Source organism: Variovorax sp. P4_B10 (assembly GCF_056402375.1).
The window spans coordinates 34,046-58,891 of record NZ_JBFUHN010000031.1; the positions used below are offsets into that span (position 1 = coordinate 34,046).

Below are 24,846 nucleotides of genomic sequence, written 5' to 3' on the forward strand. Positions count from 1 at the left end.
CCGACATGGACCCTCGGCTGCTGAACCTGTATGAACAGGAACTGCGCTACTTCCGCGAGAGCTCTTCGGAGTTCGCGCGCGCCTTTCCGAAGATCGCGCACCGCCTCGGCATCGAAGGCCAGGAGGTTGCCGATCCGTATGTGGAGCGGCTGATCGAGGCCACGGCATTCCTGTCGGCGCGCGTCAATCTCAAGCTCGATGCCGAGTACCCGCGCTTCACGGGCCACCTGCTCGACATCGTCTATCCGAATTTCCTCGCGCCCACGCCGGCGATGGCGGTCGTTTCCTTCGCGCCGGACCCCGACGATGCCAACCTCGCGACCGGCCCCACGCTGCCGCGCGGCGCCGGGCTGCGCGCGCGGCAGGCCGTGGGGCAGAACACGCATTGCGAATTCCGCACCGCGAGCGCGCTGCGCATCTGGCCGATCGAGATCCAGCGCGCCCAGTACTTCACCTATGCGCCCGACCTGCCGCTGAGCACGCATCCGCAGTCGCGCGCCATCCGCGGTGGCCTGCGCATCGCGCTGCATGCGACGGCCGGACTCAACTTCAGCCAGATCGCGCTCGACGACCTGGTGCTGCATCTCGGCGGCGCCGAAGACGTCGCATGGCAACTGCAGGAGTGCGCGCTGGGCCAGCCCATCGGCGTGATGGTGCGGCCGCTGTCGCCCGCCGGTGCGCTGCAGGGGGCGGCGCAGAGCCTGCCGGCCAGCGCGATCCGGCCGGTTGGCTTCGAAGACGACGAGGCCCTGTTGCCGGTCACTGCCACCGGCTTCTCGGGCTTCCGGCTGCTGCAGGAGTACTTCGCGTTTCCGCAGCGCTTCCAGTTCCTTCGCATTGCCGAGCTGCAGCCGCTGCTCGCGACGATGCCGGTCACCGACATCGAGCTCGTGCTGCTGTTCTCGCGCGGCGATGCCGCGCTCGAAAAGCTGGTGAGCGCCGAGAACGTGCAGCTTCACTGCGTGCCGGTGGTCAACCTGTTCAACAAGCGGCTCGACCGCGTGCCGCTGACCGAGGGCGTGAGCCAGTTCCACCTGGTGCCCGACCGCACGCGGCCGCAGGACTTCGAGGTGCATACGGTCACCGAGGTCGTCGGCCACGGTGCGCCGGGCGCCGATGCGGCGGCGGCCGAGCAACCGTTCCGGCCGTTCTACTCGGCCTTCCACGGCACGCGGCACAGCCACCCCGCCTACTTCACGACCACGCGCGAGCCGCGCATGCTGTCGGTTCGCCAACGCACCGAGGGCCATCGCAGCAGCCACATCGGCTCCGAGGTCTACATGCAGATCGTCGATCCGCAGCAAGCGCCGTATGCGGCCACGCTGCGGCAGCTCGCCGTGACCGCGCTGTGCACCAACCGCGACCTTCCGCTCTTGATGCCGCTCGGCCGCGACAACGATTTCGACTGCGTCGACTCCTTCCCCGTGCAGCGCGTGCGCATGGTGCGCGGACCCTCACGCCCGGTGTCGCCGGTGGTGAGCCAGGGGCTGGGCTGGCGCGTGGTCGATCACCTGGCGCTCAACTACCTGTCGATCTCCGACAGCACGCCGGAGCAGGGCGCCGCCGCCTTGCGCGAGACGCTGATGCTCTATGCGACGCATGCCGACGAGATGCGCCAGGGCCAGGTGCGCGGGCTGCTGTCGGTCAAGAGCAAGCCCGTGGCACGGCGCCTGCCGCTCAAGGGTCCGATCGCATTCGGGCGCGGACTCGAAGTGACGCTCGAGGTCGACAAGGACGCGTTCCACGGCCACAGCGCCTTTCTCTTCGGTGCCGTGATGGCGCGATTCCTGGCGCGCCATGTGGAGGTCAACCATTTCGTCGAGACCGTGCTGCGCGTGGCGGGCAAGGGCGAGACCATGCGCTGGAGGCCGCTGTGCGGGACCCGGCAGATTCTGTAGCCGCGCGTGTCGATACCGCGCTGCGCGGGTGGTCCGCGCAGCCGTGGTCCTTCGATTATTTCGCCGTGATGCGCCGGCTCGAGTCGGTGGCCGCGACCACGCCGCGCTGGGGGCGTGCGCTGCTGCCGAGCGCCGAGCCGGTGCGCGTGGGGCAGGAGCCCTCGCTGTCGTTCGCGCCGGCCAGCTTCAGCCGCTTCGAGCCTGCGACCGCGTACTCGCCGCCGCGCTTGCGCCAGCAGTTCTTCAGCTACGTCGGCCCCAACGGCCCGCTGCCGGTGCACCTGAGCGACTTCATCCGCGAGCGCAGCCTCAACCATGGCGACCCGACCTGGCTGGCGTTTCTCGACAGCTTCCTGCATCGCTTCTCGCTGCACTTCTACCGCGCCTGGGCGCAGTCGCGTCCCGCGGTGGCGCTCGACCGTCCGGGCGAAGACCGTTTCAGGCTGCAGGTCGGTGCGCTGGTGGGCATCGGCACGCCGGGCCGCATCGACCGCGACGAGGTGCACGACGATGCGCGCCTCCATTTCTCGGGCTGGCTTGCGCGCCGCGTGCACAACGCCGAGAGCGTGGAGTCGGTGCTGTGCAGCTACTTCGGCGTGCCGGTGACGCTGGAGCGCTGGGTCGGCCACTGGATGAGCCTGCCCGCCGCCGAGCTCACGCGGCTGGGGCAGGGCGAGAGTTCGCGCTCGATGGGCATGGGCGCCATGCTCGGCACCCGCGCCTGGGACCGGCAGCACCGGGTGCGCCTGCACCTGGGCCCGCTCACGCTCGAGCAGTACCAGATGTTCTTGCCCACCGGCAACGCACGGCCGGTGCTGCAGCGCTGGATGCAGCAGCTGCTGGGTGACGAACTCGAATGGGATGCCGAGCTGATGCTCGAGAAGGCGCAGGTGCCTGCCACGCGCCTCGGCCAGCAGCAGGGCAATGCGCCGCGGCTGGGGTGGGTCTCGTGGCTCGGCCAGCGCACGCGCTCCAGGGATGCGATGGACGTGCGCATCGGCAACAGCTCGATGACCGCCCGGACCGCTGCAGGAGCCGCTGCATGACGACGACGCTCGGGTGTGCAGACACGACGGCGCACGCGGCCGCGCTGGTGCAAGCGGCGGACCTGATGAAGGCGGGGAATCTCGACGCGGCCGACGAACTGCTCGCCCGCATTTTGGAAGCCGCGCCCGGCGACCCCGATGCCCTGCACTACCAGGGCTTGCTGCGCCATGCGCAGGGGCGCGGCCCCGAGAGCATCGCGTTGATCGGGCGGTCGCTCACGCTGCAACCCGCGCAGAGCGGCGCCTGGAACAATCTGGGCAACCTGCTGGTCGAGACCGGCCGCATCGACGACGCGATGCTTGCCTATGACAACAGCGTCTCCTTCGCGAAAGGAGGCGATGAAGGTGCCGATGCGTTGAGCAACATTGCATCGCTCGAATGCAAGAAAGGCCACTGGCAGGCCGCCGAGCGTGTCAGCCGCCGCGCGATCGAACTGCGGCCGGAATTCAGCGAGGCCTGGTACAACCTGTCGATCGCGCTGATGGAGCAGGGGCGCATCCAAGAGAGCGTCATCGCCAACAGCCGTGCGGTGCTGCTGCAGCCGCGCAACCTGAGCGCGCGCTCGAAGGTGATTCGCGCGCTGGAGCTGCTCCGCGAGAACGAGCAGGCCATCTGCATGTACCGGGAGTGGCTGGCCGAAGATCCAGGCAATCCCGTGGTCGCGCATCTGCTGGCCGCCTGCGAGGGGCATGCGCCCGCGCGCGCCAGCGACGGCTATGTGGAGACGTTGTTCGACAGCTACGCCGGAAGCTTCGACGCGAGCCTGGAGAAGCTGCACTACCGCGCACCCGAACTGGTGGCGCGCGCGGTGCAGGACATGTATGGCCCGCCCGCCGCGCATCTGGCCGTGGTCGATGCCGGCTGCGGCACCGGGCTCTGCGCCCCGCTGCTGCGGCCCTGGGCCGCGCACCTGGCGGGCTGCGACCTGTCGGTCGGCATGCTGCAGCGCGCGGAGCAGCGCGGCGGCTACGACGTGCTGCACAAGGCCGAGCTCACCCACTACCTGCACACCCAGCCCGCCCGCTTCGACCTGGTGGCATCGGCCGACACGCTGTGCTACTTCGGCGACCTGCACGAGGTGCTGGCGGCAGCCGCGCGTGCGCTGCGTCCGGAAGGCGGCGTGGTGTTCACGGTCGAGGCCATGGTCGGGGGGCAGGACGACTTCAAGATCGAGGGCAGCGGCCGCTACCGCCATGCGGCAGCTCACGTCGAGGCCTGCCTTGCGGCCGCGGGTTTCGGCGCCGTTCGCATCGAGCCGATCGTTCCGCGCCGCGAGGCGGGGCAAAACGTGCAGGGCTGGCTGGCCAGCGCAAGGCTCGCGGCCCCTCCCTGAGTCCGTCCACAGATCGCCGAACTTCAAATTTCCCGGCATGAATCGTCTTCAACAGATACGGAGTCCTCCATGAGTGAAATCAGTCGCACCGCCCTTTTCGGCAAGCTCAACTCGCTGGCCTACAAGGCCATCGAAGGCGCCACGGTGTTCTGCAAGATGCGCGGCAACCCCTACGTGGAGCTGGAGCACTGGTTCGCCCAGCTGCTGCAGGCGCAGGACTCCGACCTGCACCGCGTGATCCAGCACTACGGGCTCGACGTGTCGGTGATCGCAAAGGACATGACGGCCGCGCTCGACCGCCTGCCGCGCGGCGCCACCGCCATCAGCGACTTCTCGCCCCACATCGAGAACGCCATCGAACGCGCCTGGACCTATGCCACCTTGCAGTTCGGCGAGGCACAGGTGCGCACCGGCTACATCCTGGTCGGCATGCTGAAGACGCAGAGCCTGCGCAACCCGCTGTTCGGTCTGTCGAAGCAATTCGAGAAGATCAAGGTCGAAGACCTGGCCGACAACTTTCCCAAGGTCTGCGACGCCTCGCCCGAATCGCAGATGCGCGCGCAGGACGGTACCGGCATGGGCAGCGGCGCACCCGGCGAAGACTCGGGCGCGATGGCGCCGGCCGCCATGGGCAAGGGCGATGCGCTGAAGAAGTTCGCGGTCGACCTCACCGAGAAGGCCAAGAAGGGCGAGATGGACCCGATCACGGGCCGCGACGAAGAGATCCGCCAGATCGTCGACATCCTGATGCGCCGCCGCCAGAACAACCCGCTGCTGACCGGCGAGGCCGGAGTCGGCAAGACGGCCGTGGTCGAAGGCTTCGCGCAGCGCCTCGCGCGCGGCGACGTGCCGCCGCAATTGAAAGACGTGAAGCTGCTCACGCTCGACATCGGCCTCCTGCAGGCCGGCGCGAGCATGAAGGGCGAGTTCGAGCAGCGCCTGCGCCAGGTGATCGACGAGGTGCAGAGCTCGCCGACGCCCATCATTCTTTTCATCGACGAGATCCACACGCTGGTGGGTGCGGGCGGCGCGGCCGGCACCGGCGATGCGGCCAACCTGCTGAAGCCTGCATTGGCGCGCGGCAACCTGCGCACCATCGGCGCTACCACCTGGGCCGAGTACAAGAAGTACATCGAGAAAGACCCGGCGCTCACGCGGCGCTTCCAGGTCGTGCAGGTGCCCGAGCCCGACGAGGTAAAAGCCATCCTGATGCTGCGCGGCGTGGCCAGCGTGCTCGAGAAGCACCACCGCGTGCAACTGCTCGACGAGGCCATCGAGGCGGCCGTGAAGCTCTCGCACCGCTACATTCCCGCGCGCCAGCTGCCCGACAAGGCGGTGAGCCTGCTCGACACGGCCTGCGCGCGCGTGGCCGTGTCGCAGCATGCGACGCCGCCCGAGGTGGAGGACTGCATGCGCCGCATCGAAGGGCTCACGGTCGAGCAGGAAATCATCGGCCGCGAGGAAGCCATCGGCATCGACGTGACCAAGCGCGCCGCGCAGGTCGCCACGCTGCTGGCCGAATCGAAAGTACAGCTCGATGCGCTGAATGCCCGCTGGCAGGAGGAGAAAGGGCTGGTCGACCGGTTGCTCGAACTGCGCAGCAAGCTGCGCGCGGGCAACAAGCCGGTGGATGCGCCGGCCGATGGCGATGCCGCTGCTGCGCCCGCACACGATCGCGTCGCGCTGCTCGCGGAGCTGCACGAGCTGCAGGCCAGGATCCACACGGTGCAGGGCGAGTCGCCGCTCATCCTGCCTTCGGTCGACGAACAGGCCGTGGCCTCGGTGGTCGCGGACTGGACCGGCATTCCTGTCGGCCGCATGGTCAAGAACGAAGTCGAGGCGGTGCTCAAGCTTGCCGACACGCTGAACCAGCGCGTCATCGGCCAGAAGCACGGCCTCGAGATGATCGCGCGCCGCATCCAGACCTCGCGTGCGCGGCTCGACAACCCGCAGAAGCCCATCGGCGTGTTCATGCTCTGCGGCACCTCGGGCGTCGGCAAGACGGAGACCGCGCTCGCGCTGGCCGAGGCGCTCTACGGCGGCGAGCAGAACATCATCACCATCAACATGAGCGAGTTCCAGGAGGCGCACACCGTCTCCACGCTCAAGGGCGCGCCGCCCGGCTACGTGGGCTACGGCGAGGGCGGCATCCTGACCGAGGCGGTGCGCCGCCGGCCCTACAGCGTGGTGCTGCTCGACGAAGTGGAGAAGGCCCACCCCGACGTGCACGAGATCTTCTTCCAGGTCTTCGACAAGGGCTGGATGGAAGACGGCGAGGGCCGCATGATCGATTTCAAGAACACGATCATCCTGCTCACCACCAACGCCGGCAGCGAGCTCGTGATGAGCATGTGCCGCGACTCCGAGCTGCTGCCCGACTCCAACGCGCTGGCCGATGCGCTGAAGGCGCCGTTGATGAAGGTGTTCCCGCCCGCGCTGCTGGGCCGGATCGTCACCATTCCCTATTACCCGCTGTCGCCCGAGATGATGAAGAAGATCGTGCGGCTGCAGCTGGGCCGCATCAAGAAGCGCGTCGAGACCAACCACGGCGTGCCCTTCGAGTACAGCGAGGCGGTGGTCGAGCAGGTGGTCGCGCGTTGCCAGGACCCGGAGTCGGGCGGGCGCGTGATCGACGCGATCCTGACCAATACCGTGTTGCCGACCATTTCGGTCGAGTACTTGCAGCGGCTGGCGTCGGGTGGAGAAATCCGCCGTGTCGCGCTGGACGTCAAGGACGCCGACTTCACCTACGCGTTCGACTGAGCCGCCTTCATCCTTCAAGAGAAAAAAATGGCCGACCACGAATTCCGCATAAAGACCGATTCACCCGCCAAGGACGATTTGATGTTCTGGCGCATCGTGGGTCACGAGGCGCTGGCGCGGCCGTCGGCCTACGAGCTCACGGTGCTTTCGAAGAACAAGGCGCTCGACGCCAAGGACATCCTGGGCCGCGCGTTCGACGTGGTCATCGAGTTCCAGGACAAGGACGGCGGCAAGCACGAGCGGCACTGCCAGGGTCATGCGGTGCGCTTCGTGCGCGCGGGGCATGTGGGCCGGCACTTCGAATACCGCATCACGCTGCGCTCGTGGTTCTGGCTGCTCACCAAGCGCACCAACTCGCGCATCCTGCAGGACAAGAAGATCCTGGAGGTGCTCGATGCGGTCTTCGAGGACAGCCCGATCAAGCGTTTCAAGAAAACCAAGACCAGCAACGTGATCGGCACCCACACGCCGCGGCGCTACTGCGTGCAGCACCAGGAAAGCGACTACCAATTTCTCTCGCGCTTGCTCGAGGACGAGGGCATTTACTACTGGTTCGACGCGCACGATGCGCCCGGCACCATGCACCTGTCGGACGCCAGCGACATCGCCCACGACAAGCTGCCGGTGGTCGACACGCTGCGCTATGCAGGCAGCGATGCGAGCGAAGCGCGCTACAACGAGATCTCGCGCTGGGTGAGTTCGCGCCGATTCGACACCGGCAAGCACGACTCCCGCGACAGCGATTTCAAGGCCATCAAGAAGAAGCTGGGCGCGGTGATCGACGTTCCCGGGGGCCACGAGCTGGCCGGCCTGGAGGTGTTCGAGTTTCCCGGTGGCTACTTCACCGGAGACGAGGCCGAGAACCGTGCCAAGCTGCGCGGCGACGAGCTCAACGCGCGCCGTGACCGCCACTGGGCCCTGACCAGTTGGCCCGATGTGACGGCGGGCCGCAGCTTCAAGTTCGAGGGCGACCCGGATGGCGTGCGCGATGGCGAATACATCATCGCCGCCTGTACCTTCATGGCCAGCCATCCCGGCTATGAGAGCGTGGCGGCCGGCGCCGCCGAACAGCCGATATACAACGTGCTGTCCGAGGTGTTGCGCGACGATGCGGTGAATGCCGACACGCTGCAAGTGCTCGAAGAACTGATCGCCGGCACGCCCACGCTGCACAGTGCACAGCCGGGCACCAGCGCCTTCTTGCTCACGGCGATTCCCTTGGACCGCCCTTACCGCGCGCCGCGCCTCACGCCGCGCGTGACCATGCCCGGCCCGCAAATTGCGATCGTGGTGGGCCCCGAGGGCGAGGAGATCCACGCCGACAAGTTCGGGCGTGTGAAGGTGCATTTTCAATGGGACCGTTACAACGAAGGAGACGAGAACTCGACCTGTTGGGTGCGCGTTTCGCAGCCCTGGGCCGGCAAGGGGTGGGGTGGTTATTTCATTCCGCGCATCGGCCAGGAAGTGATCGTCGACTTTCTCAACGGCGACCCCGACCGTCCGCTGATCGTGGGCCGCGTCTACAACGACGATCAGCCCATTCCCTTCGACTCGCACACGCAGAGCGGCTTTCGCACCCGCTCCACGCCCAAAGGCGGGGTGGCCAATTTCAATGAGTTCCGTTTTGACGACAAGAAGGGCTCCGAGCAGGTCTACCTGCATGCGGAAAAAAACCAGGACATCGAGGTCGAGAGCGACGAAACGCATTGGGTCGGTCATGACCGCAAGAAGACGATCGATCACGACGAGAACAGCCACATCAAGAACAACCGGACGGAGAAGGTCGATGTCGACGAGAAGATCACCATCGGCAGCAACCGGACGGAGGATGTCGGCTCCAACGAGCAGATCACCATCGGCGTGAACCGCACCGAGACCGTGGGCGCCAACGAGAGCGTGACCATAGGCGCCAACCGCGAGCTGACCGTCGGTGGCAACGAAACCACCACCATCGGCGGCAACCGGAGCGACACCGTGGGCGGCGGCGTGACGCAGAACGTGGGTGCCGCGGTGACGCAGAGCATTGGCGCCGGGCTCACGCAGAACATCGGCGCGGCATGGTCCCTCAATGCCGGCGGCCCCGTCACCATCACCGCGCCGGCGGGCTTCACGCTGGTGGCGCCGGGCGGAACCAACATCGTCGACTTCCAGCTGTGCCAGGTGGGCGGAACGATCAAGGAGGGCTATGCCAGCAAGCTCGATTTCAACGTGCTCGCCATGGAAGCCAACGCCGCGAAGATCGAAGCCACGGGCTCGTCGAATGCGTTGATCGGTTTCAAGTTCGAGCGCGTGGGGGCCGACGTTCTTTCCAAGGGAATGAGCGTTGCGCAAATGGACGCACTGGCCGCGCTTTCGTGCGCGACCAACATCGAGATGGACACGCTCAAGCTCATTCTGTAGCCGCCGCGCATTGCCTGCCATGAAGGTCTTCAAGCCCACCACCGCCTCGCTGATCGCGCGCAACTTCGAGTTCCGCGGGAAGAAGTGGTTTGGCGTGTCGGTGTTGATGTTCATCGAGCTTGGCGGCGAGCGGCCGCTGCGCCAGGAGATGGACCTGTGGAAGTTCTGGGCCACGCGCCCGGAAGCCAAGGGCATCCTGGAAGAGGGCTGCGTGCGCGGACGCTCGGAGTACCTGGTGTCGGGGTCGGCCTACCCGCTCGATGCCAGGGACGACACCGGTTGCGCGGTCGAGGCCCAGGTGGGCGGCTTGCGCAAGGCGCTGCTGGTGCGGGGGCACCGCTACTGGGAGGGGCCGCACGCCTCGCCGCCGCAGGCCTTCGCCGCCATGCCGCTGGACTGGGCCCACGCATACGGCGGCGCGGAGTTTGCCGAGAACCCCCTGGGCCTGGGCGCCTCGCCCGTCGACACGCCGGCCGGGCGCGTGCACCGGCTGCCGAACATCGAAGACCCGCGGGCGCCGCTGGCGGCACCCACCGACCGCGCAAAGCCCGTGGGCTTCGGGCCGATTGACCAGACCTGGCCGCAACGCGCGGCGCAGCGCGGCACCTACGACGACGCCTGGCTCAAGCAGGACTTTCCGGGCATTGCCAGCGACACCGACTGGGGCTTCTTCAACATCGCGTCGGCCGACCAGCAGCAGGTGGCGCCCTTCGTCGGCGACGAGCCCTACCTGTTTCGCAACATGCATCCAGCCACGGCCAGGCTCGAAGGCCGCCTGCCGGCGCTGAAGGCCCGCGCCTTCGTCACGCACCGGGTCGACGGCGAGGACAAGTTCAAGGAGTTGCGGCTGCAGTTGCGGACCGCCTGGTTTTTTCCGGACGCCGAGCGCGCCATCCTGATCTCGCAAGGCATGCACGAGGTGGTCGAGGACGACGGTGCCGACATTGTCCATCTGATGGCGGCGGTGGAACGCCTGGACCAGCCGCGCCCGGCGCTTCACTACCTGGCCGTGCGCGACAAGCGCCTGGACCGCAAGAACGGCACGCTGGAATCGCTGCGCGAGGAAGACCTGATGCCGGCGGACCTGGTGGTGCCGCTTTTCGATCCGACGGCCTTTTCCAACCGTGCGCTGGACCGGTCGATGCAGCGCGCCGAGGCCGATCGCGCGCAGGCCCGCGCCGACGTGGTCGCGCTCGGACTCGATGCCGACGAACACGGACCGCCGGTCAAGGGACCGCCCGCGCCGGAGGTGCGCACCATCGACGACCTGATCCGTCTGCAGGCCGAGATGGCGGCCGAAGGCGAGAAGGCGCCCGCCCGTATGGCGGCGGAGAAGGCCGCCACGGTCGAGGACGTGCGAGGCATCTTCGCGCGCGAGAAGATCGATTTCGCGCCGATCGAACGCGAGATGGCCGGCCTCGAAACGCGCGGCCCGCCCAAGCCTTTCGCCCAGGACCTCAAACGCGAGTTCACCCGGCAGATCGCGCATGGCAAGGCCCATGGCTGCGATGTCTCGGAGTTCGAGGACATGCTCGGCGACAGCAAGCGCATGGCGCAATGGGCCGACGGCGACGCGCAACAACTGGCGGGCTATCGCATGGCAGCGCATCTGCAGCCGGCGGTCGACCCGTTGCCGAACGACGCCGCCGAGGCTTTGCGGGTGCGCGTGCGGGCCCACCACGCCAAGGGCCTGTCGTTCGCGGGCTGGGACCTGAGCGGTGCCAACCTGGCCGGGCTCGACCTTAAAGGCGCGCAACTGGGCGAGGCGCTGCTGGAGAACGTCAACCTCACCGGCACCGAGCTTGGCGGCGCCGACCTGCACGACGCCGTGCTGGCGCATGCCACGCTGCAATCGACGCAACTGGACGGGGCCAACCTGCAGCGCGCCAACCTGGGCGGTGCGCGCCTCTCGAAGGTGAACTTCGCGGGCGCCGACCTCACGGGCGCCACCTTCGACGACGCGCGCCTGAGCGACGTCGACATGCGCGGCGCACGGCTCGACGGCATCCGGCTCGGCCAGGCGCAGCTGGGCAGCGTCGACTGCTCGGGCGCGATGTGTGATGCGCTGCTGGTGTTCGTCAAGCGCGACCTGCGCGGCTGCAGGTTCACGGGCGCGCGCTTCCGGCAATGCGCCTTTGTCGAATGCGATCTTTCGGGTGTCGATTTCAGCGAGGCGGTGTTCGAGAAGTGCGGCTTCGTCGGCATCGTGGCGCCCGGCGCCAGCTTCAGGGGACTGCAGATCGCCTCGGGCTGCTTCGCGCAGGGCTGCGTGCTGACGGGCGCGGACTTTGGCGCGGCCCATCTGCCCAACATGAACTTCCGCGGGGCCGAACTCTCCGGCGCGCACTTCGGCAACGCGCTGCTGACCGGCAGCGACTTCAGCGAGTGCACGCTGCAACGCACCGACTTTCGCGGCGCACAGCTGCGCGAGGCGCGTTTCGTGCGAGCCGACATGCGGCACGCCAACCTGGGATCGGCCAACCTGTGGGGTGCCGTGCTGCAGCACGCGACGCTGGAAGAAACCGATTTTCGCCGCGCCAACCTGTTTCGTGCCGACCTGGCTCGCGTGAAGGTCGGCTTCAATGTCCGCTTCGACGAGGCGCTGACCACGCGCATGCGCACCTACCCGCGCCATCGCCCGGTGGCGGCCGCGACCTGAAGAGAACGAGCGACCGGCCATGGACAAGACCGAACTCCTGCGTTGCGCCCAACGGGCCGAGCCCGTGATCGGGCAGGACCTTTCGGGCCTGGACCTGGACGATGCCGACCTGTCGGGCACGCTGTTCGACGGCTGCCGCTTCGACGGGACGACGATGCACCGCGCCGACCTCACGCAGAGCCAGTTCCGGCAATGCAGCTTTTCGAAGGTGCGAGCGCAAGACTGCATCCTTGCCGAAACCGCCTTCGTCGAGTCGGGCTTCGAGCACGTGGTGATGACGGGGGCTGCCGCGCGGAATGTGACCTTCGCGCAATGCAAGATCGACGGCCTGGCCCTGGGTGCAGCCCAAATGGATTTCACGGTGTTCACCGGCTGTGCGTTGAACCGGCTGCTCATGAAGGACGCACTGCTGGTCAAGGTGATCTTCACCGACTGCCAGATGGGCGACGTCGATTTCTCGGGCGCGCAGCTTGAACGCACGGTGCTGCTCGAATGCGACCTGCGCAAGGCCCGCTTCGGCGGTGCCGCGTTCGACACCGTGGTATTCATCAAGGCGAACCTGGCGGGAAAGTCCTTCGCCGGGCAACGCCTGGTGAATGTGCAGTTCATGAACGCCGACCTGACGGGCTGCGATTTTTCGCAGGCCCGCATCGCGCAGGCGAACTTCCAGGGCGCGCAACTGGCCGGCGCCAACTTCGACGGGGCGCAGGCGCCGAACGCCATCTTCATGGAGGCCGACATCTCGGCCGCGCGGTTCCACCAGGCCGTGCTGACGCAGGCCCTCTTCGTCGGGGCGAAGGCGCAGGGCGCGCAGTTCGTCGCGGCCGACCTGTACCAGACCAACTGGGCCGGCGCGCTGCTGGCCGGGGCGCGGCTGACCGACTGCGAACTGACCTATGCCGACTTCTCGCACGCCGACCTGAGCGGGGCCGACCTGCGGGGCGCCACGATGTTCCGCGCCAACCTGCATGCGGTCACCGATGCGGATGCGCAGTTTTCCGACCGTGCGCGCGCGCTCGAAAGCGAGCCGGAACTCGTGGCCGCCGAGGGTTGGCGGGCGCAGCCGGTCGCTGCTTCTTCTTCCTGACTGAATTGACACAACGAACGACTAGGAGCCGACATGGGCAGCCCTGAAAAGAAACTGATGCAGTTATGCGCCGCGCCGATGCACGGTGTGGGAACGGTGCTTGCCGTGGATGCCGAGCGCCGTTGCCGCGTGGTCACCGCGCAGGGCGAACTGAGCGCGTCGCCGGCGGCAAGCTGCCTGCTGGCGCCCGAGGCCGGCGACGTCGTCTGGCTGTGCGGCGACTTCGCGCAGGGCATGTACGTCACTGCGGTGCTCGAGCGCGGCAGCGCCGGCCCGACTGGCCGGGTCGTGCTGCCGGCCGGCGCGGTATTGGAAAGCGCCGACGGCACGATGACCCTGAAGGCCGACCACCTCACGCTCGCCGGCGAGCAACTGGCGGTGCAGGGCCGGACTGCGGCCATCGCCATCGACAAGGTCACCGGCATCGGGCGCGAAGTGACATGGTCGTTCGGCCGCGTCAAGCTCATCGCCGACCTGCTGGAGTCGTTTGCCGACCGCGTCAGCCAGTTCTCGCGATGGAGCCAGCGCACGGTGGCGGGCATGGACCAGGTGCGCGCTACGCAGGTCGACTACCGGGCCGAACAGATGATGCAGTTGCACGCCGACAACCTGGTGGCCAATGCGGCGAACCTGGTCAAGCTCGACGGCGAGCAGATCCACATGGGCTGAACACAATAGCCGACACGGAGCACGCCATGTTCGCCAATTGCCAACTGATGGGGACCGACACCGCGTTCCCCGATGTCTGCCTGACACCCAGCCCGGCCGGACCGGTGCCTATTCCCTATCCCAACATCGCGATGGGACCGATGGCCGTGCCCAACTGCCCGACCATTCTTTTCGTGGGCGCGCCGGCGCACAACCTGGGCACCACCATTCCCCAGACCAACGGCGACAACGCCGGGCTGGCCACCGGCGTGGCGTCTGGCATGGTGATGGGGCCGAGCCGGCACCTGACGGGCGCCTTCACGGTGCTGCTCAAGGGCATGCCGGCTTCGCGCATGACCAGCGTGTCGCTGCAGAACAGCACCAACGCGCCCGGTTGCAGGCTGGTGCCGAGCCAACCCAAGATCCTGCTGCTGGCGCCCTGACGGAATCGGCCAGCGGTCTCGTGGACCATGGCGCGTGTACTTTCGTGATCAGCCGTCCGGGCTATGGGTTCGCACGAATCGCGTACCCCTTAAGGTGAGATTGCTAAGGCGTCTCATGGCACGAATACTTGCTCGAGTTTTAAGCCATGGCCGACGCGCAATTTCTAATTCGGGGGGACTCTCCCGCCAACGGGGATCTGATGTTCTGGCGCATCGTCGGACATGAGGTCTTGGGGCGGCCGTCGACCTACGAACTCACGGTGCTATCGATGAACGAAAAGATCGACGCCCGGGACATCCTCGGACGTTCCTTCGATGTGGTGATCGCGTTTACCGACGCCGAAGACGGAAAGCACGAGAGGCATTGCCAAGGGTATGCGATGCGTTTCACCCGTGCTGCCGGGGTCGGGCGTTACTTCGAATACCGCATCACGCTGCGTTCGTGGTTCTGGCTGCTCACCAAGCGCATCAACTCACGCATCCTGCAGGACAAGGCTGTGGTCGACGTGCTCGATACGGTGTTCGAGGACAGCGCGATCAAGCGCCTGAAGAAGATCAAGACAGGCAGCGTGGTCGGCAAGCATCCGCCGCACCTGTATTGCGTCCAGTACCAGGAGAGCGACTATCGCTTCCTCTCGCGACTGATGGAGGAAGAGGGCGTCTACTATTGGTTCGATGCGCACGGCGCGCCTGGCACCATGCATCTTTCGGACGCCAGCGACATGGCGCACGAACCGTTGCCGGCAGCGCGAACCCTGCACTACGCACCCGACAGCGCGAGCGAAGCGCGCTTCAACACGATCACGCGCTGGGTCAGCATGCGGCAGTTCGAGTCCGGAAATTTCGCCTCGCGCGACAGCGACTTCACCGTCATCAGCAAGGAGCTTCATGCCGACAAGGGGGAGCCAGACACGCACGAACTCTCCGACCTGGAAGCCTTCGAGTTTCCGGGCGGCTACAAGGACGGGGACGACACCGAGAACCTTGCCCGGGTGCGGCTGGACGAACTCATCGGGCGCCGCCAGCGCCATTGGGCCCTGACCGGCTGGCCCGATGTCGCGGTGGGCCGCAGCTTCGAGTTCCAGGGCGACCCCGATAGGACGCGCAACGGCGACTACATCATTGCCGGCTGCACCTTCGTGGCGAGTCATTCAGGCTACGAGAGCCTGGACATCGCCGAGGCGAAGCGGCCGGTCGCCGGCCTGCTGCGGGAAGCGCTGGCCGACGATCCGGTCAATGCCGATGCGCATGCCGTGCTCGAAGAGCTGCTGACCGACATCCCGGCCATGAATGCCGTGCAACGCGGAGCCTGTGCCTTCCTGATGACCGTGMTGCCGGTGGACATGCCCTGGCGACCGCCGCGCCTGACGCCGCGCGTGGTCATGCGCGGACCGCAGACCGCCATCGTGGTCGGCAAGCAGGGCGAGGAGATCTGGACCGAGGAGCATGGCCGCGTGAAGGTCCAGTTCCACTGGGACCGGTATGGCACTCGTGACGAGAACAGCTCCTGCTGGGTGCGCGTGTCGCATCCGTGGGCCGGCAAGAACTGGGGTTCGATCAGCATCCCGCGCATCGGGCAGGAAGTGATCGTCGATTTTCTCGAGGGGGATCCGGACCAGCCGATCATCGTCGGCCGGGTCTACAACAGCGACAACATGGCGCCCTTCGCGCTGCCCGGCGGCGCCGTAGTGAGCGGGCTCAAGACCAACACGCACAAGGGCAAGGGCTACAACGAGATGTCCATGGACGACACGGCGGGGAAGGAGAAGATCACCATCCACGGCCAGTACGACATGAACACGACGGTGGAGCATGACCAGACCAACACCGTCAACAACACCTTCACCGAAACGATCAAGAGCGACGCCACCATCCAGGTGACCGAAGGAAAGTACAACCATGACGTGGTCGCCAACACGGCCACCTACCACGTCATGGGTGCGCTGACCGAAAAGTACGATGCGACGCAGACCACGACGGTCAAGAGCGCAATCGCAATCTCGTCCACGGGCGGACCCATCAGCATCTCGTCCGATTCGCAACACATCTACATCAACGCGGCCACCAGCATCCAGCTGCATGTCGGTGCAAGCATGATCTGGATGGACAGCGGCGGCCAGATAAAGATCCAGGGCGTGAACGTGGCGATCGAGGGCTCGGCCTCCGTCACGATCAAGGGCGGCATCGTTCATTCGGAAGCGGTTTCCGAGCACCAGACCAAAGGCGCTATCGTGCTTTCGGAAGGTGCGGCTACCAACACCGTCAAGGGTGGCATGGTCATGCTCAACCCCTGATGCGAGCGCAGACATGGTCGCAACCCCGCTCAACCCATCGCCCGGCGAGGTCAAGATCGTTCCTGGCCGCACCCGGGCAGGGGAGTGCCTGTTCAGCGTGCTGGTGAAGCGCAGCTACCGTATCGCGCACGGCCACGCCGCGCAGCGCAAGGATCACGATGCCCCGCTGCGCCTGATCGATCACTACTACGACAACGGCGACCCGGAATGGTCGGTGGTCGAGCACGAGAACGAGATGGCGCCGCTGAAGACGGCGACCGACGTGGTGATCGTCGGCAAGGCGCACGCGCCGCACGGCGAGCCTGTCGAATCGATGACGGTGGGCGTGCGCGTCGGCACGCAGCAGAAGGTGTTGCGCGTGACAGGCGACCGGCGATGCCATTGGCGCGCCGAAGGGGCGCCGGATTTCTCCGATCCCGAGCCGTTCCTGGAAATGGAGATCCGCTACGACCGGGCCTACGGTGGTCGCGACGAGAAAAGCGACCCCGACCTGCCGTTCTTCTATCCGCGCAACGACATGGGCCGCGGCGTGGTGCTGCGCAACGTGCGCGAGGTGGTCGACGGACTCGCGCTGCCCAACATCGAGGCGTTGGACGACCTGCTGACACCCGAGCGCGTGATCATCGACGACCCGTACCGCTGGCCGGACCAACCGATACCGCAGGGTTTTGGCTGGCGGCAGCGCACCTGGTATCCGCGCAGTGCGTTGATCGGATCGCTGCCGGCTTTCCTGCAGCCCGGCACCGTGACGACCGAGGAGGGCATGAGGCTGCTGCCGCGCAACCATGTCGCGCTGGCGCGGCAGATGCGGCTGCCGCCGTTCGAGGCGCAGTTTCACAACGGAGCGTCGCTCGGGTTGCTGTTGCCCGAACTGAAGCACGACGAACTCATTCGCTTGCGCGGCCTCACGCACGACGGCAAGCTGGATTTCCAGTTACCCGGCGAACCGCCCCGCATCGCGCTCGACACCGGCAACGGCGAGCAGCCGCTCGAACCCTGGATGCACACGGTGAGCATCCGGCCCGACGACCTGGAACTCGACATCGTCTGGGGCGGCGCGCTGACCTTCGGCCCCTATGCAAAGCTTGCGACGCTGCGGCGCTTGCAGGCCCATGTGCAATGAACGCCTCCGCCTTCGCCGCCACCGCCGCCGCGTCACCGGCCTGGGCTCCAGTGACGGCACTGCACGGCAGCAGCATCGTGCTGCCGGGGCAGACCCCGCAGGGCGGCCATGTCCTGAGCGTCCTGCTCAAGCGCAGCTATGGCATCGAGGCCGGGCGCGTGTGCATGCGGGCCGATGAAGACCAGCCGTTGACGCCCGGGGATGTCTTCTGGGACACGCCGATGAATTCGTCGGTGCTGCTGGAGAGCGATTTCGTGCCCTGGAAGCTGCAGACCGACGTGGTGCTCATCGCGCGCGCCCATGCGCCGGAAGGACAGCCGACGCAGCGCTGCAGCGTGGGCGTGCAGATCGGCGAAGGCTTCAAGCAGATCCAGGTGACCGGAGACCGTTGGGCGCAGTTCACCGACAAGGACCACGATCCCGTGTTCACCGATCCGGAGCCGTTCACCGACATGGGCCTGCGTTACGAGCGCGCCTACGGCGGCATCGATGTGTTCAGCGACAAGTCCACGGTCTATCCGTATCCGCGCAATCCGCTGGGCAGCGGCTTCGCGGTGCTGAACGTGGCGGAGGCCGTCGACAACCTGCTGCTGCCGAACCTCGAAGACCCGAACGATCCGTTGACGCCGCAGCGGCTGTGCATCGGCGAGTTCACCAGATGGGGCGACCAGCCGCACCCCGTGGGCCTTGGCTGGGTTCCCAAGACCTGGCAGCCGCGCTGCCTGCTGGTCGGCATCCTGCCGGCGGACCGCGTCACCGAGCAGGAATTGCGCGCGGCCTATGCGCAGCTGGTGCCAGCCGACCAGCGCGAGGCCTATGTCCAGAACGGATTGCGGGACATGGACTTCCGATTCTTCAACGGTGCATCGACTGGCCTGTGCCTGCCGTTCCTGAACAGCGACGAGGTGGTGCGGACCTTGAACCTGTCGCCCGAGGGGCGGCTCGACTTCAGGCTGCCGGGGGACGTGCCGCGCATCGGGCTGGACATCGGCTCGGGCATCGAGGCGCCCGATGTGGTCTTGCAGACGGTGCAGATCCGCATGGAAGAGCGGCAGGTCGACCTGGTGTGGCGCGCCGCCGTTCCCTATCCGGGGCGCGACTGGCTGCCGCGGATGCAGAGGATGCAGGTCGTGGTGGAGGAGGCACCGCCATGAGCAACAAGCCGTCGACGCCCTTTGCGGCGAACCCGTTCGTTTTCATCTTCAGCGCGCTGGTCCTGTTGGCGGCGCTCGTCTATTTCGGCTGGGGCGCACTCGACCGGACCGGGTTRGCCGAGGAAGAGGCCGGTGCCGTCGTGACCAGCAAGCGCTACTACCCGCCGGGCACGACCTACCGCACCAACATCGCGGCGGGACGGGCATGGACGCAGGCGGACGCCACCTCCGATGCCTATGTGCTCGAACTGAAGATCGGACAGGATCCCACCGCGGCCATCGTGAGTCGGGAAGCGTATGACGCACTGCGACCCGGCGACAGCGTTCGCGTGCGGATGCACCGCACCCGGCTGACGCGACGGCTTGAAGTCGTGGACGTGCTGCGCTGAAAGAAAAGAAGGAGGAACACGCGATGCTCTGGCCTGCTTCCAAGATGACCGACATGGTGATCGGCCTCGATTTCCACGCCGTGATCATTCCGCCTGCGCCGGCACCGATTCCGATGGTGCCGCACCCCTACTTCGGTTTGATCTACCTGTGGATGACGCCGACCTTTCCGAAAGTCAATGTGCTCATCAACGGGCTGCCGGCCGTGACCGCAGGCGCGATGGGGTACTCGGTGCACATACCAATGGGGCTGCCGGCGCCACCGTCGATGTTGAACCTGGCGTACTGGCGGCGTTACCTGATCAATATCCCGAAGGCGTTGATGCTGGTGGCATTGACGCTGATGGCGAACCTTGCCATCGCTGGTATCTCATCGCTCTTTGTCCAGCCGAATTCCGCGACGGGGCGCTTCGTCAAGGACGTGACCGGCGTCGACACGTCCAGTTGGGGCGGCGTGTGGGGTTCGATCAAGGGCAGCTTCGCGGCGTATACGAAATGGTCGACGTGGGTGAAGTTGTTGATGCCGCCGATTCCGTACCCGGGCGGGCAGGGGTCGGCTGCGATCGGTAGCCCCAACGTGACCGTCAACGGCGGGCCGTTGGCCTTCGTGGCGCCGTTGATGGCGACCTCTTGCAGCGATCTGATCATCGTGCCGAATGCGGCGACCGTGGGGTTCAGCAATGTGATGGTGGGGGTGAGCATTGCGGACATGGCGCGGGCGCTGGCTGTGAATGCGGCGCAGGGGGCGGTGAGCGCGGGCGTCGGCAAGGCCGTCGATCGGGCGAAGGCCGGAAAAAGCCACTGAGGCCGCACGAAGAGGCACACCGCATGGCAGATGGCAAGGTCGCTGTAGGACACCCGATCGACATCGCATCGGGCGCCGTGTTCACGGTGCAGGAAGACTTCGAGCTGCCCGGCACGCTGGGGTTGACCTGGCGGCGTCGCTACTCGACCGATTCGCCCGTGGATGCGTGGCACGGTCAAGGCTGGACAGTGCCCTATTTCATGAAGCTCGAACGCGTGGCGGAAGGCTATCGTCTGCTCGACGAGAACGGAGGCTTCCTGACCTTCGAGTCGGACGAAAGCGGCCTCGTGCAGGGGCAGTCGGTGCACAGCATCGGGGCGAACATGGAGCTGACGCGCGACTCGCGGTACTTCACCATCCTGCACTGGCACCATGGCACTGACGATGTGGAACGCTTCTGCTTCGATGCAGGCGACGAGCAATGGATGCCTTTGCTGTGGATAGAAAACCTGCACGGTCACCGCGTCAGCCTGCAATACGACGATCGGTGCCGGCCCTGGCGTGTGACGCAGGAGCTCGAAGCTCGCACGGTCGAGTTGCACTATGACGCGAACGACCTGATTCGCAGCATCGGCTTCGTCATGGAAGACGGCACGCAGATGCGCCAGGTCTCGTATGAGTACGACGAGGCGCGCCGACTGTGCGTGTCGACCGACAGTGCCGGCGCCCAGACCCGCTACGACTACGATGCGCTCGGCCGGATGGTGCGTGAAACCGGACCGCTGGGTGCCGTCTTCGTCTTCCAATACGACCCCAGCGGCCGCTGTGTCTACAGCAGCGGCACCGGGGGTTACATGGAGCGGCGGGTGCAGTACTTCTCGGCACCGCCGATGCGCCGGGTGTTCGACAGCCTCGGCCACGCGACCGACTACATCCTCAACGCGGCTGGGCAGGTGATTCAGGAGATATCGCCGCTTGGCGCCGTCACCACCAGCGCCTACGACGAGCATGGTCGGCTGGTGGCGCGCACTGGTGCCCTGGGTGGCGTGACTCGCTTCATGTATGACGCGCAAGGCAACCGCGCCCGTATCGTCCATCCCGATGGCTCGGCCGGCACCTTTACGCACAACGACCTGCACCTGATGGTCGACTACATCGATCCGATGGGCGGCGTGTGGCACTACGAGTACGACGCTGCAGGGCGCGCATCGAGCTTCACCAACCCGCTCGGCAACCGGATGGAGTGGGAGCGCAACGCGCTCGGACTGATCACGAAGACGCGCACGCCGGGTGGCCTGGAGATCGAGCGACGCTATGGCCCCCGCATGCGATGGATCGAGGCACGGGATGCCTACTCGCTGCTCGACCGCACGGAGTTCGACGCATTCGGCAATCAGGTGGCGCAGTACGACGCGCAGGGGCTCTCGCAGTCGATCCGCTTCGATGCGAAGAACCGGCCGGTGGCCGCCGTCGATGCGCTCGGCAGGCAGCGAACGATCGAGTGGAACGCATTGGACCTGCCGGTGGCACGAACCGGGCCGGACATTGGCTGGGAACAACGCGACTATGACGTTTTCGGCCGCGTGATTGCGCATCGCAACGCGCTCGGAACCATGACGCTGGAGTACGACACGGAAGGCAAGGTGATCGTTGTCACGAATCGCGCCGGCGAACGCCTGCAGCGACGCTATGACCCCGATGGGCGGATGGTCGCCGAGAAGAGCTTCGACGGACGGGTCGAGACCCGCGAGTACAACCTCGAAGCCGATCCGGTGCGCATCACGAAGGCCGATGGCAGGAGCCTCGCGCTGTCGTACGACGCGTGTGGCGCATTGGTGAGGCGCGAGAGCTCCGACGGCGTCGTTCGAGATAGCTACGAATTCGACAGAAATGGCGAACTGATCGCGGCGTCGAACGAGCATTCCGTGGTGCAACTCGAACGAGACGCGAGCGGCTGCGTGACCGCGGAAGTGCAGAACGGGCGTCGGCTCGAGCACGTGTACGACAAGGACCAGCATCGCATCGCGCGGCGCATCGTCGGTGTGCAAGGCGGCACGCTGCGCTTCGACCGCGATCTGCGCGGCCGTCTCTTGCGCGTCCACGACGGGGCGGGTGTGTGCCAGGCCTTGGCATGGGATGCGGCGAACCGCCTGACCGAACGCCGCTTTCCGCAAGGGATTCAAGAGAATCTGGCCTACAACCAGCAGGGCTTGCTGGCCGAGCAATGTGTTGTGTCGCCGGACGGCAACATGCTCGTGGACCGGCGTTACCACTACGACTGGATGGACTGTCTGGTGGCGCTGGAGGACAACCGCAGGGGCGTGTCGGGCTATGCGCACGATGCCGTCGGGCGCCTGAGCCGGGTGATGGAACAAGGTCAGCCGACCGAGCACTATCTCTACGACGCCAACGGAACGGTGCTGGCCACACATCGCGGCGACCGGCACACGGCCGCAGGCGGACGCACGCTGTCCGACGGCGACCGTGAGTACGACTACGACCAGGCCGGATGCATCGCCGGCGTTCGGTCGGGTGCCGACGAGATCCGACTGCACTACGACTTCAACGGCCAGCTCACCGAGGTGGTGAGCGCTGCGCGGGAACCCATCTCCTACATCCACGACGCCTTGGGGCGGCGCATCGGCAAGAAGGTTGGCGACCAGCACACCGGTTTTCTCTGGGATGGATGCGTGCTCGCTGGCGAAGGGCGTGACGGTGAACTGACCGACACCTATTTCTTTCACACGTTGGCACCGTTGCTGTGGTGGCGGGGCACCGAGCGGCTGGCGCCCGTCACAGGCGTCGTCGGAACGGTGCCCGACGTCTTCAGCGAAGATGGCCGGCGATTGTGGGCCGCGCACTTCGACGCCTACGGAAACCTGCTGCAGCAAAGCGGAAGCACCCCGTGCCCGTTCCGATTTCGCGGCCAGTATTTCGACAGCGAAACGGGTTTTCACTACAACTTCTACCGCACCTACGACCCCGGTCTGGGGAATTACCTGTCACCCGATCCGATCGGGCTCGACGGCGGGGCGAACTTCTATGCCTACCCACGCAGTCCGGTCGACTGGGACGATCCTTTCGGCCTGAAATGCGGCACCGATGCGTGCAAGGCCGAAGAGAAGATGACCAAGGACTACGACAAGCGCGGCTTCAAACTCATCAGCCGAGACGACAAGAGCGTGCATGCCAACGGCATCGACGGGGTCTACATGAACAAGGACCCAAACGGCACGCCCAAATACATCATTGCGGAGTGCAAATCGGGAAGCGCGGTGCTGGGATGGTCGGGCAAGAACGAAAACATTCAGCAGCTGAGCGACAAATGGATCAATAGTCCGCCGGGCCAATCCGGCACCAAACGGCTCGACGGCGCGTTCATGCCCGGTGAGACCCACGCGACCGACATTCGAAACATGGCCGGCACCGGGGAGGTTCAGAAGGAGGTCTACCATCCCGACGACGGTGTGACGAAGTGTGGAAACTATGACAAGCCCAACCGGGGACGATGGACCCTTTGAGGCGCGAAACGGAGTTTTTCATGTCCCAGGATCTTCACGTCTGCATGCTCGATATCGACGCGTTCCGCACTGTGCAGGGCAGCGGCGACCAGGCCCTGCTGCGTAGCGTTCTCAAGAGCAAGCGAAAGCGCATCGAGCGGCATGACGACTATTTCAGAAAGATCGTGAAGCTCGAGCCGTACACGCCACTGACCGTCGCGGTGCGGCAGATCGTGGACGGGGCGATCGACAAGGCTCTTGAGCCGACCTTCCAGTTCGAGCACGCCGCCACCTTGCTGGCCGACGCGCAAGGAACGCCATTGGAGGCCGGCCTGTTCATGGAAACCAAGGCGGAGTTCAACGCAGAAATCGACCGGGCCGTGCGCGAGCTGCGCGAAGCGAAGAAGATCAAGGCGGGCGACTGGCCCGAGCTGTGCAAGATCCTTCAGCGAGGCCCGCTGTTGAATGTGCCGCTTGACGAACGCATGCGGCTGGGCAGCGGCTATCTCACCGCGGAGGAGGCAGCGCGCGCCGCATCCGCCATCGACGGCACGGCCTTCGGCGTGCTCGCACACGGCGCGGACTACACGTGGCCCGATCTGGCACTTCAGGCCGTGCTGCAGTACGCTGGCTGGCTGAGGGCCGCCTCCGCCGCAAAGGCCGGCCTGTTCTTTCACCGCTGACGACTCTCGGGCCCGCAAGATGTCGTTGCGCAACGGTTCTTACGCGGACGCTATCGCTTCGACGCAAGAAACCATGACGGCGCGTTCTGGTCAATTCCGGTGGCTGGTTGTTGCGGTGGTTGTTCTCTGCGCCTCTGCGGGCATCGGTGCATTCGCCGGAGGCGGATGGCGTGCGCTGGCCGTGCTGTCGTTGTTGCCTGGTTGCGTGCTGGGCTTCTGCGCCGCGGATGGCACGGCGATTCGGCGCTGGCGGGATGGCATCCTTGCGCCGTGGAGCCGCGGCGCGCTGGATCTGCCGATTCTTTTCGACACTTTGCGCCAGATGACCGACCTTCCCGCATCGTCCCTGAGCGGCATGCTCGCCACATTGCCGGAATGGAAGGCGGGAGACGAGCCTGCGGCAACCAGACTGGCGCTGTGGCAGACCCAGCAGGCCATCGACCAGAAAGTCTCCGAACAGATGTTCGTTCTTACCCTGGCATGGTTCGTCATTGCTGGCGCACTGTGCGCGGCCGCGGTTTTGAACAGCGTACGTCCTTTACTCGTGGCCTGCATGGTGCTTGTGTGTGCCGTGCCGCTCGGTATAGGGCAAAGGCGGCGCATGCAGCATGCGCGCGCCGAGGGCATACCTCTTAAGGCGAGATTGCCAACCCGCCCCACGGAATGAATACTCCTTCTGAGT

At 66.2% G+C, this 24,846-nt stretch carries 17 protein-coding genes; all 17 read left to right on the forward strand.

The genetic code is table 11. From position 1 onward, the window contains the following. The first annotated feature begins 5 nt into the window (after positions 1 to 5). The 17 genes from tssF (at position 6) to AC1DXX_RS16330 (ending at position 24,831) form a co-directional block, all read left to right on the forward strand. Positions 6 to 1,898 (forward strand): type VI secretion system baseplate subunit TssF, encoded by a 1,893-nt coding sequence (tssF, locus tag AC1DXX_RS16250; RefSeq protein WP_478135232.1) that lies wholly within the window; start codon positions 6 to 8, stop codon positions 1,896 to 1,898. After that, entirely contained in the window at positions 1,874 to 2,944 is a 1,071-nt protein-coding gene (gene tssG / locus AC1DXX_RS16255; RefSeq protein WP_478135233.1) for a type VI secretion system baseplate subunit TssG, read from the forward strand. The genes tssF and tssG overlap by 25 nt, the downstream gene beginning before the upstream one ends. Beyond that, positions 2,941 to 4,278 (forward strand): tetratricopeptide repeat protein, encoded by a 1,338-nt coding sequence (locus AC1DXX_RS16260; RefSeq protein ID WP_478135234.1) that lies wholly within the window; start codon positions 2,941 to 2,943, stop codon positions 4,276 to 4,278. The genes tssG and AC1DXX_RS16260 overlap by 4 nt, the downstream gene beginning before the upstream one ends. A 69-nt stretch (positions 4,279 to 4,347) precedes the next feature. After that, positions 4,348 to 7,041: a type VI secretion system ATPase TssH gene (gene tssH / locus AC1DXX_RS16265; RefSeq protein WP_478135235.1), complete on the forward strand. Its 2,694-nt coding sequence runs from the start codon at positions 4,348 to 4,350 to the stop codon at positions 7,039 to 7,041. Between the two features lie 27 nt (positions 7,042 to 7,068). Next, positions 7,069 to 9,441: a type VI secretion system Vgr family protein gene (locus AC1DXX_RS16270; RefSeq protein ID WP_478135236.1), complete on the forward strand. Its 2,373-nt coding sequence runs from the start codon at positions 7,069 to 7,071 to the stop codon at positions 9,439 to 9,441. 19 nt (positions 9,442 to 9,460) lie between these two features. Further along, positions 9,461 to 12,100: a DUF2169 family type VI secretion system accessory protein gene (locus AC1DXX_RS16275; RefSeq protein ID WP_478135237.1), complete on the forward strand. Its 2,640-nt coding sequence runs from the start codon at positions 9,461 to 9,463 to the stop codon at positions 12,098 to 12,100. 19 nt (positions 12,101 to 12,119) lie between these two features. Then, positions 12,120 to 13,187, forward strand: coding sequence for a pentapeptide repeat-containing protein (locus AC1DXX_RS16280; RefSeq protein WP_478135238.1), 1,068 nt, complete (start codon positions 12,120 to 12,122; stop codon positions 13,185 to 13,187). A gap of 33 nt (positions 13,188 to 13,220) precedes the next feature. Then, positions 13,221 to 13,856, forward strand: coding sequence for a DUF3540 domain-containing protein (locus AC1DXX_RS16285; RefSeq protein ID WP_478135239.1), 636 nt, complete (start codon positions 13,221 to 13,223; stop codon positions 13,854 to 13,856). Positions 13,857 to 13,882: 26 nt separating this feature from the next. Further along, complete coding sequence (locus AC1DXX_RS16290; protein WP_478135240.1) at positions 13,883 to 14,278, forward strand: DUF4150 domain-containing protein; 396 nt, start codon at positions 13,883 to 13,885, stop codon at positions 14,276 to 14,278. Between the two features lie 146 nt (positions 14,279 to 14,424). Next, a complete protein-coding gene (locus tag AC1DXX_RS16295; protein WP_478135241.1) occupies positions 14,425 to 16,572 on the forward strand; it encodes a type VI secretion system Vgr family protein in 2,148 nt (715 codons plus the stop codon). A gap of 13 nt (positions 16,573 to 16,585) precedes the next feature. Beyond that, on the forward strand, positions 16,586 to 17,695 hold the full coding sequence (locus AC1DXX_RS16300) for a DUF2169 family type VI secretion system accessory protein (protein ID WP_478135242.1): 1,110 nt from the start codon (positions 16,586 to 16,588) through the stop codon (positions 17,693 to 17,695). Next, positions 17,692 to 18,849 (forward strand): DUF2169 family type VI secretion system accessory protein, encoded by a 1,158-nt coding sequence (locus AC1DXX_RS16305; RefSeq protein ID WP_478135243.1) that lies wholly within the window; start codon positions 17,692 to 17,694, stop codon positions 18,847 to 18,849. Before AC1DXX_RS16300 ends, AC1DXX_RS16305 begins: the two co-directional genes overlap by 4 nt. Beyond that, entirely contained in the window at positions 18,846 to 19,238 is a 393-nt protein-coding gene (locus tag AC1DXX_RS16310) for a hypothetical protein (protein ID WP_478135244.1), read from the forward strand. The genes AC1DXX_RS16305 and AC1DXX_RS16310 overlap by 4 nt, the downstream gene beginning before the upstream one ends. Before the next feature lie 23 nt (positions 19,239 to 19,261). Next, positions 19,262 to 20,041 carry a hypothetical protein gene (locus AC1DXX_RS16315; RefSeq protein ID WP_478135245.1) on the forward strand — a complete coding sequence of 260 codons (780 nt, stop codon included), beginning with the start codon at positions 19,262 to 19,264 and terminating at the stop codon, positions 20,039 to 20,041. Positions 20,042 to 20,064: 23 nt separating this feature from the next. Continuing rightward, positions 20,065 to 23,502, forward strand: coding sequence for an RHS repeat-associated core domain-containing protein (locus AC1DXX_RS16320; RefSeq protein ID WP_478135246.1), 3,438 nt, complete (start codon positions 20,065 to 20,067; stop codon positions 23,500 to 23,502). 20 nt (positions 23,503 to 23,522) lie between these two features. After that, the gene (locus AC1DXX_RS16325) at positions 23,523 to 24,164 is read left to right on the forward strand and encodes a DUF7691 family protein (protein WP_478135257.1); all 642 of its coding nucleotides are present in this window, start codon (positions 23,523 to 23,525) and stop codon (positions 24,162 to 24,164) included. Positions 24,165 to 24,183: 19 nt separating this feature from the next. Beyond that, on the forward strand, positions 24,184 to 24,831 hold the full coding sequence (locus AC1DXX_RS16330; protein WP_478135247.1) for a hypothetical protein: 648 nt from the start codon (positions 24,184 to 24,186) through the stop codon (positions 24,829 to 24,831). The last annotated feature ends 15 nt before the right edge of the window (positions 24,832 to 24,846 follow it).

What these genes read in the sequence shown, in the direction of transcription:
- AC1DXX_RS16305 (WP_478135243.1), top strand. Translation starts at nt 17,692, where the DNA reads ATGAACGCCTCCGCCTTCGCCGCCACCGCCGCCGCGTCACCGGCCTGG.
- AC1DXX_RS16290 (WP_478135240.1), top strand. Translation starts at nt 13,883, where the DNA reads ATGTTCGCCAATTGCCAACTGATGGGGACCGACACCGCGTTCCCCGAT.
- AC1DXX_RS16260 (WP_478135234.1), top strand. Translation starts at nt 2,941, where the DNA reads ATGACGACGACGCTCGGGTGTGCAGACACGACGGCGCACGCGGCCGCG.
- AC1DXX_RS16300 (WP_478135242.1), top strand. Translation starts at nt 16,586, where the DNA reads ATGGTCGCAACCCCGCTCAACCCATCGCCCGGCGAGGTCAAGATCGTT.
- AC1DXX_RS16280 (WP_478135238.1), top strand. Translation starts at nt 12,120, where the DNA reads ATGGACAAGACCGAACTCCTGCGTTGCGCCCAACGGGCCGAGCCCGTG.
- AC1DXX_RS16285 (WP_478135239.1), top strand. Translation starts at nt 13,221, where the DNA reads ATGGGCAGCCCTGAAAAGAAACTGATGCAGTTATGCGCCGCGCCGATG.
- AC1DXX_RS16325 (WP_478135257.1), top strand. Translation starts at nt 23,523, where the DNA reads ATGTCCCAGGATCTTCACGTCTGCATGCTCGATATCGACGCGTTCCGC.
- tssH (WP_478135235.1), top strand. Translation starts at nt 4,348, where the DNA reads ATGAGTGAAATCAGTCGCACCGCCCTTTTCGGCAAGCTCAACTCGCTG.
- AC1DXX_RS16270 (WP_478135236.1), top strand. Translation starts at nt 7,069, where the DNA reads ATGGCCGACCACGAATTCCGCATAAAGACCGATTCACCCGCCAAGGAC.
- tssF (WP_478135232.1), top strand. Translation starts at nt 6, where the DNA reads ATGGACCCTCGGCTGCTGAACCTGTATGAACAGGAACTGCGCTACTTC.
- AC1DXX_RS16330 (WP_478135247.1), top strand. Translation starts at nt 24,184, where the DNA reads ATGTCGTTGCGCAACGGTTCTTACGCGGACGCTATCGCTTCGACGCAA.
- AC1DXX_RS16320 (WP_478135246.1), top strand. Translation starts at nt 20,065, where the DNA reads ATGGCAGATGGCAAGGTCGCTGTAGGACACCCGATCGACATCGCATCG.
- AC1DXX_RS16275 (WP_478135237.1), top strand. Translation starts at nt 9,461, where the DNA reads ATGAAGGTCTTCAAGCCCACCACCGCCTCGCTGATCGCGCGCAACTTC.
- AC1DXX_RS16315 (WP_478135245.1), top strand. Translation starts at nt 19,262, where the DNA reads ATGCTCTGGCCTGCTTCCAAGATGACCGACATGGTGATCGGCCTCGAT.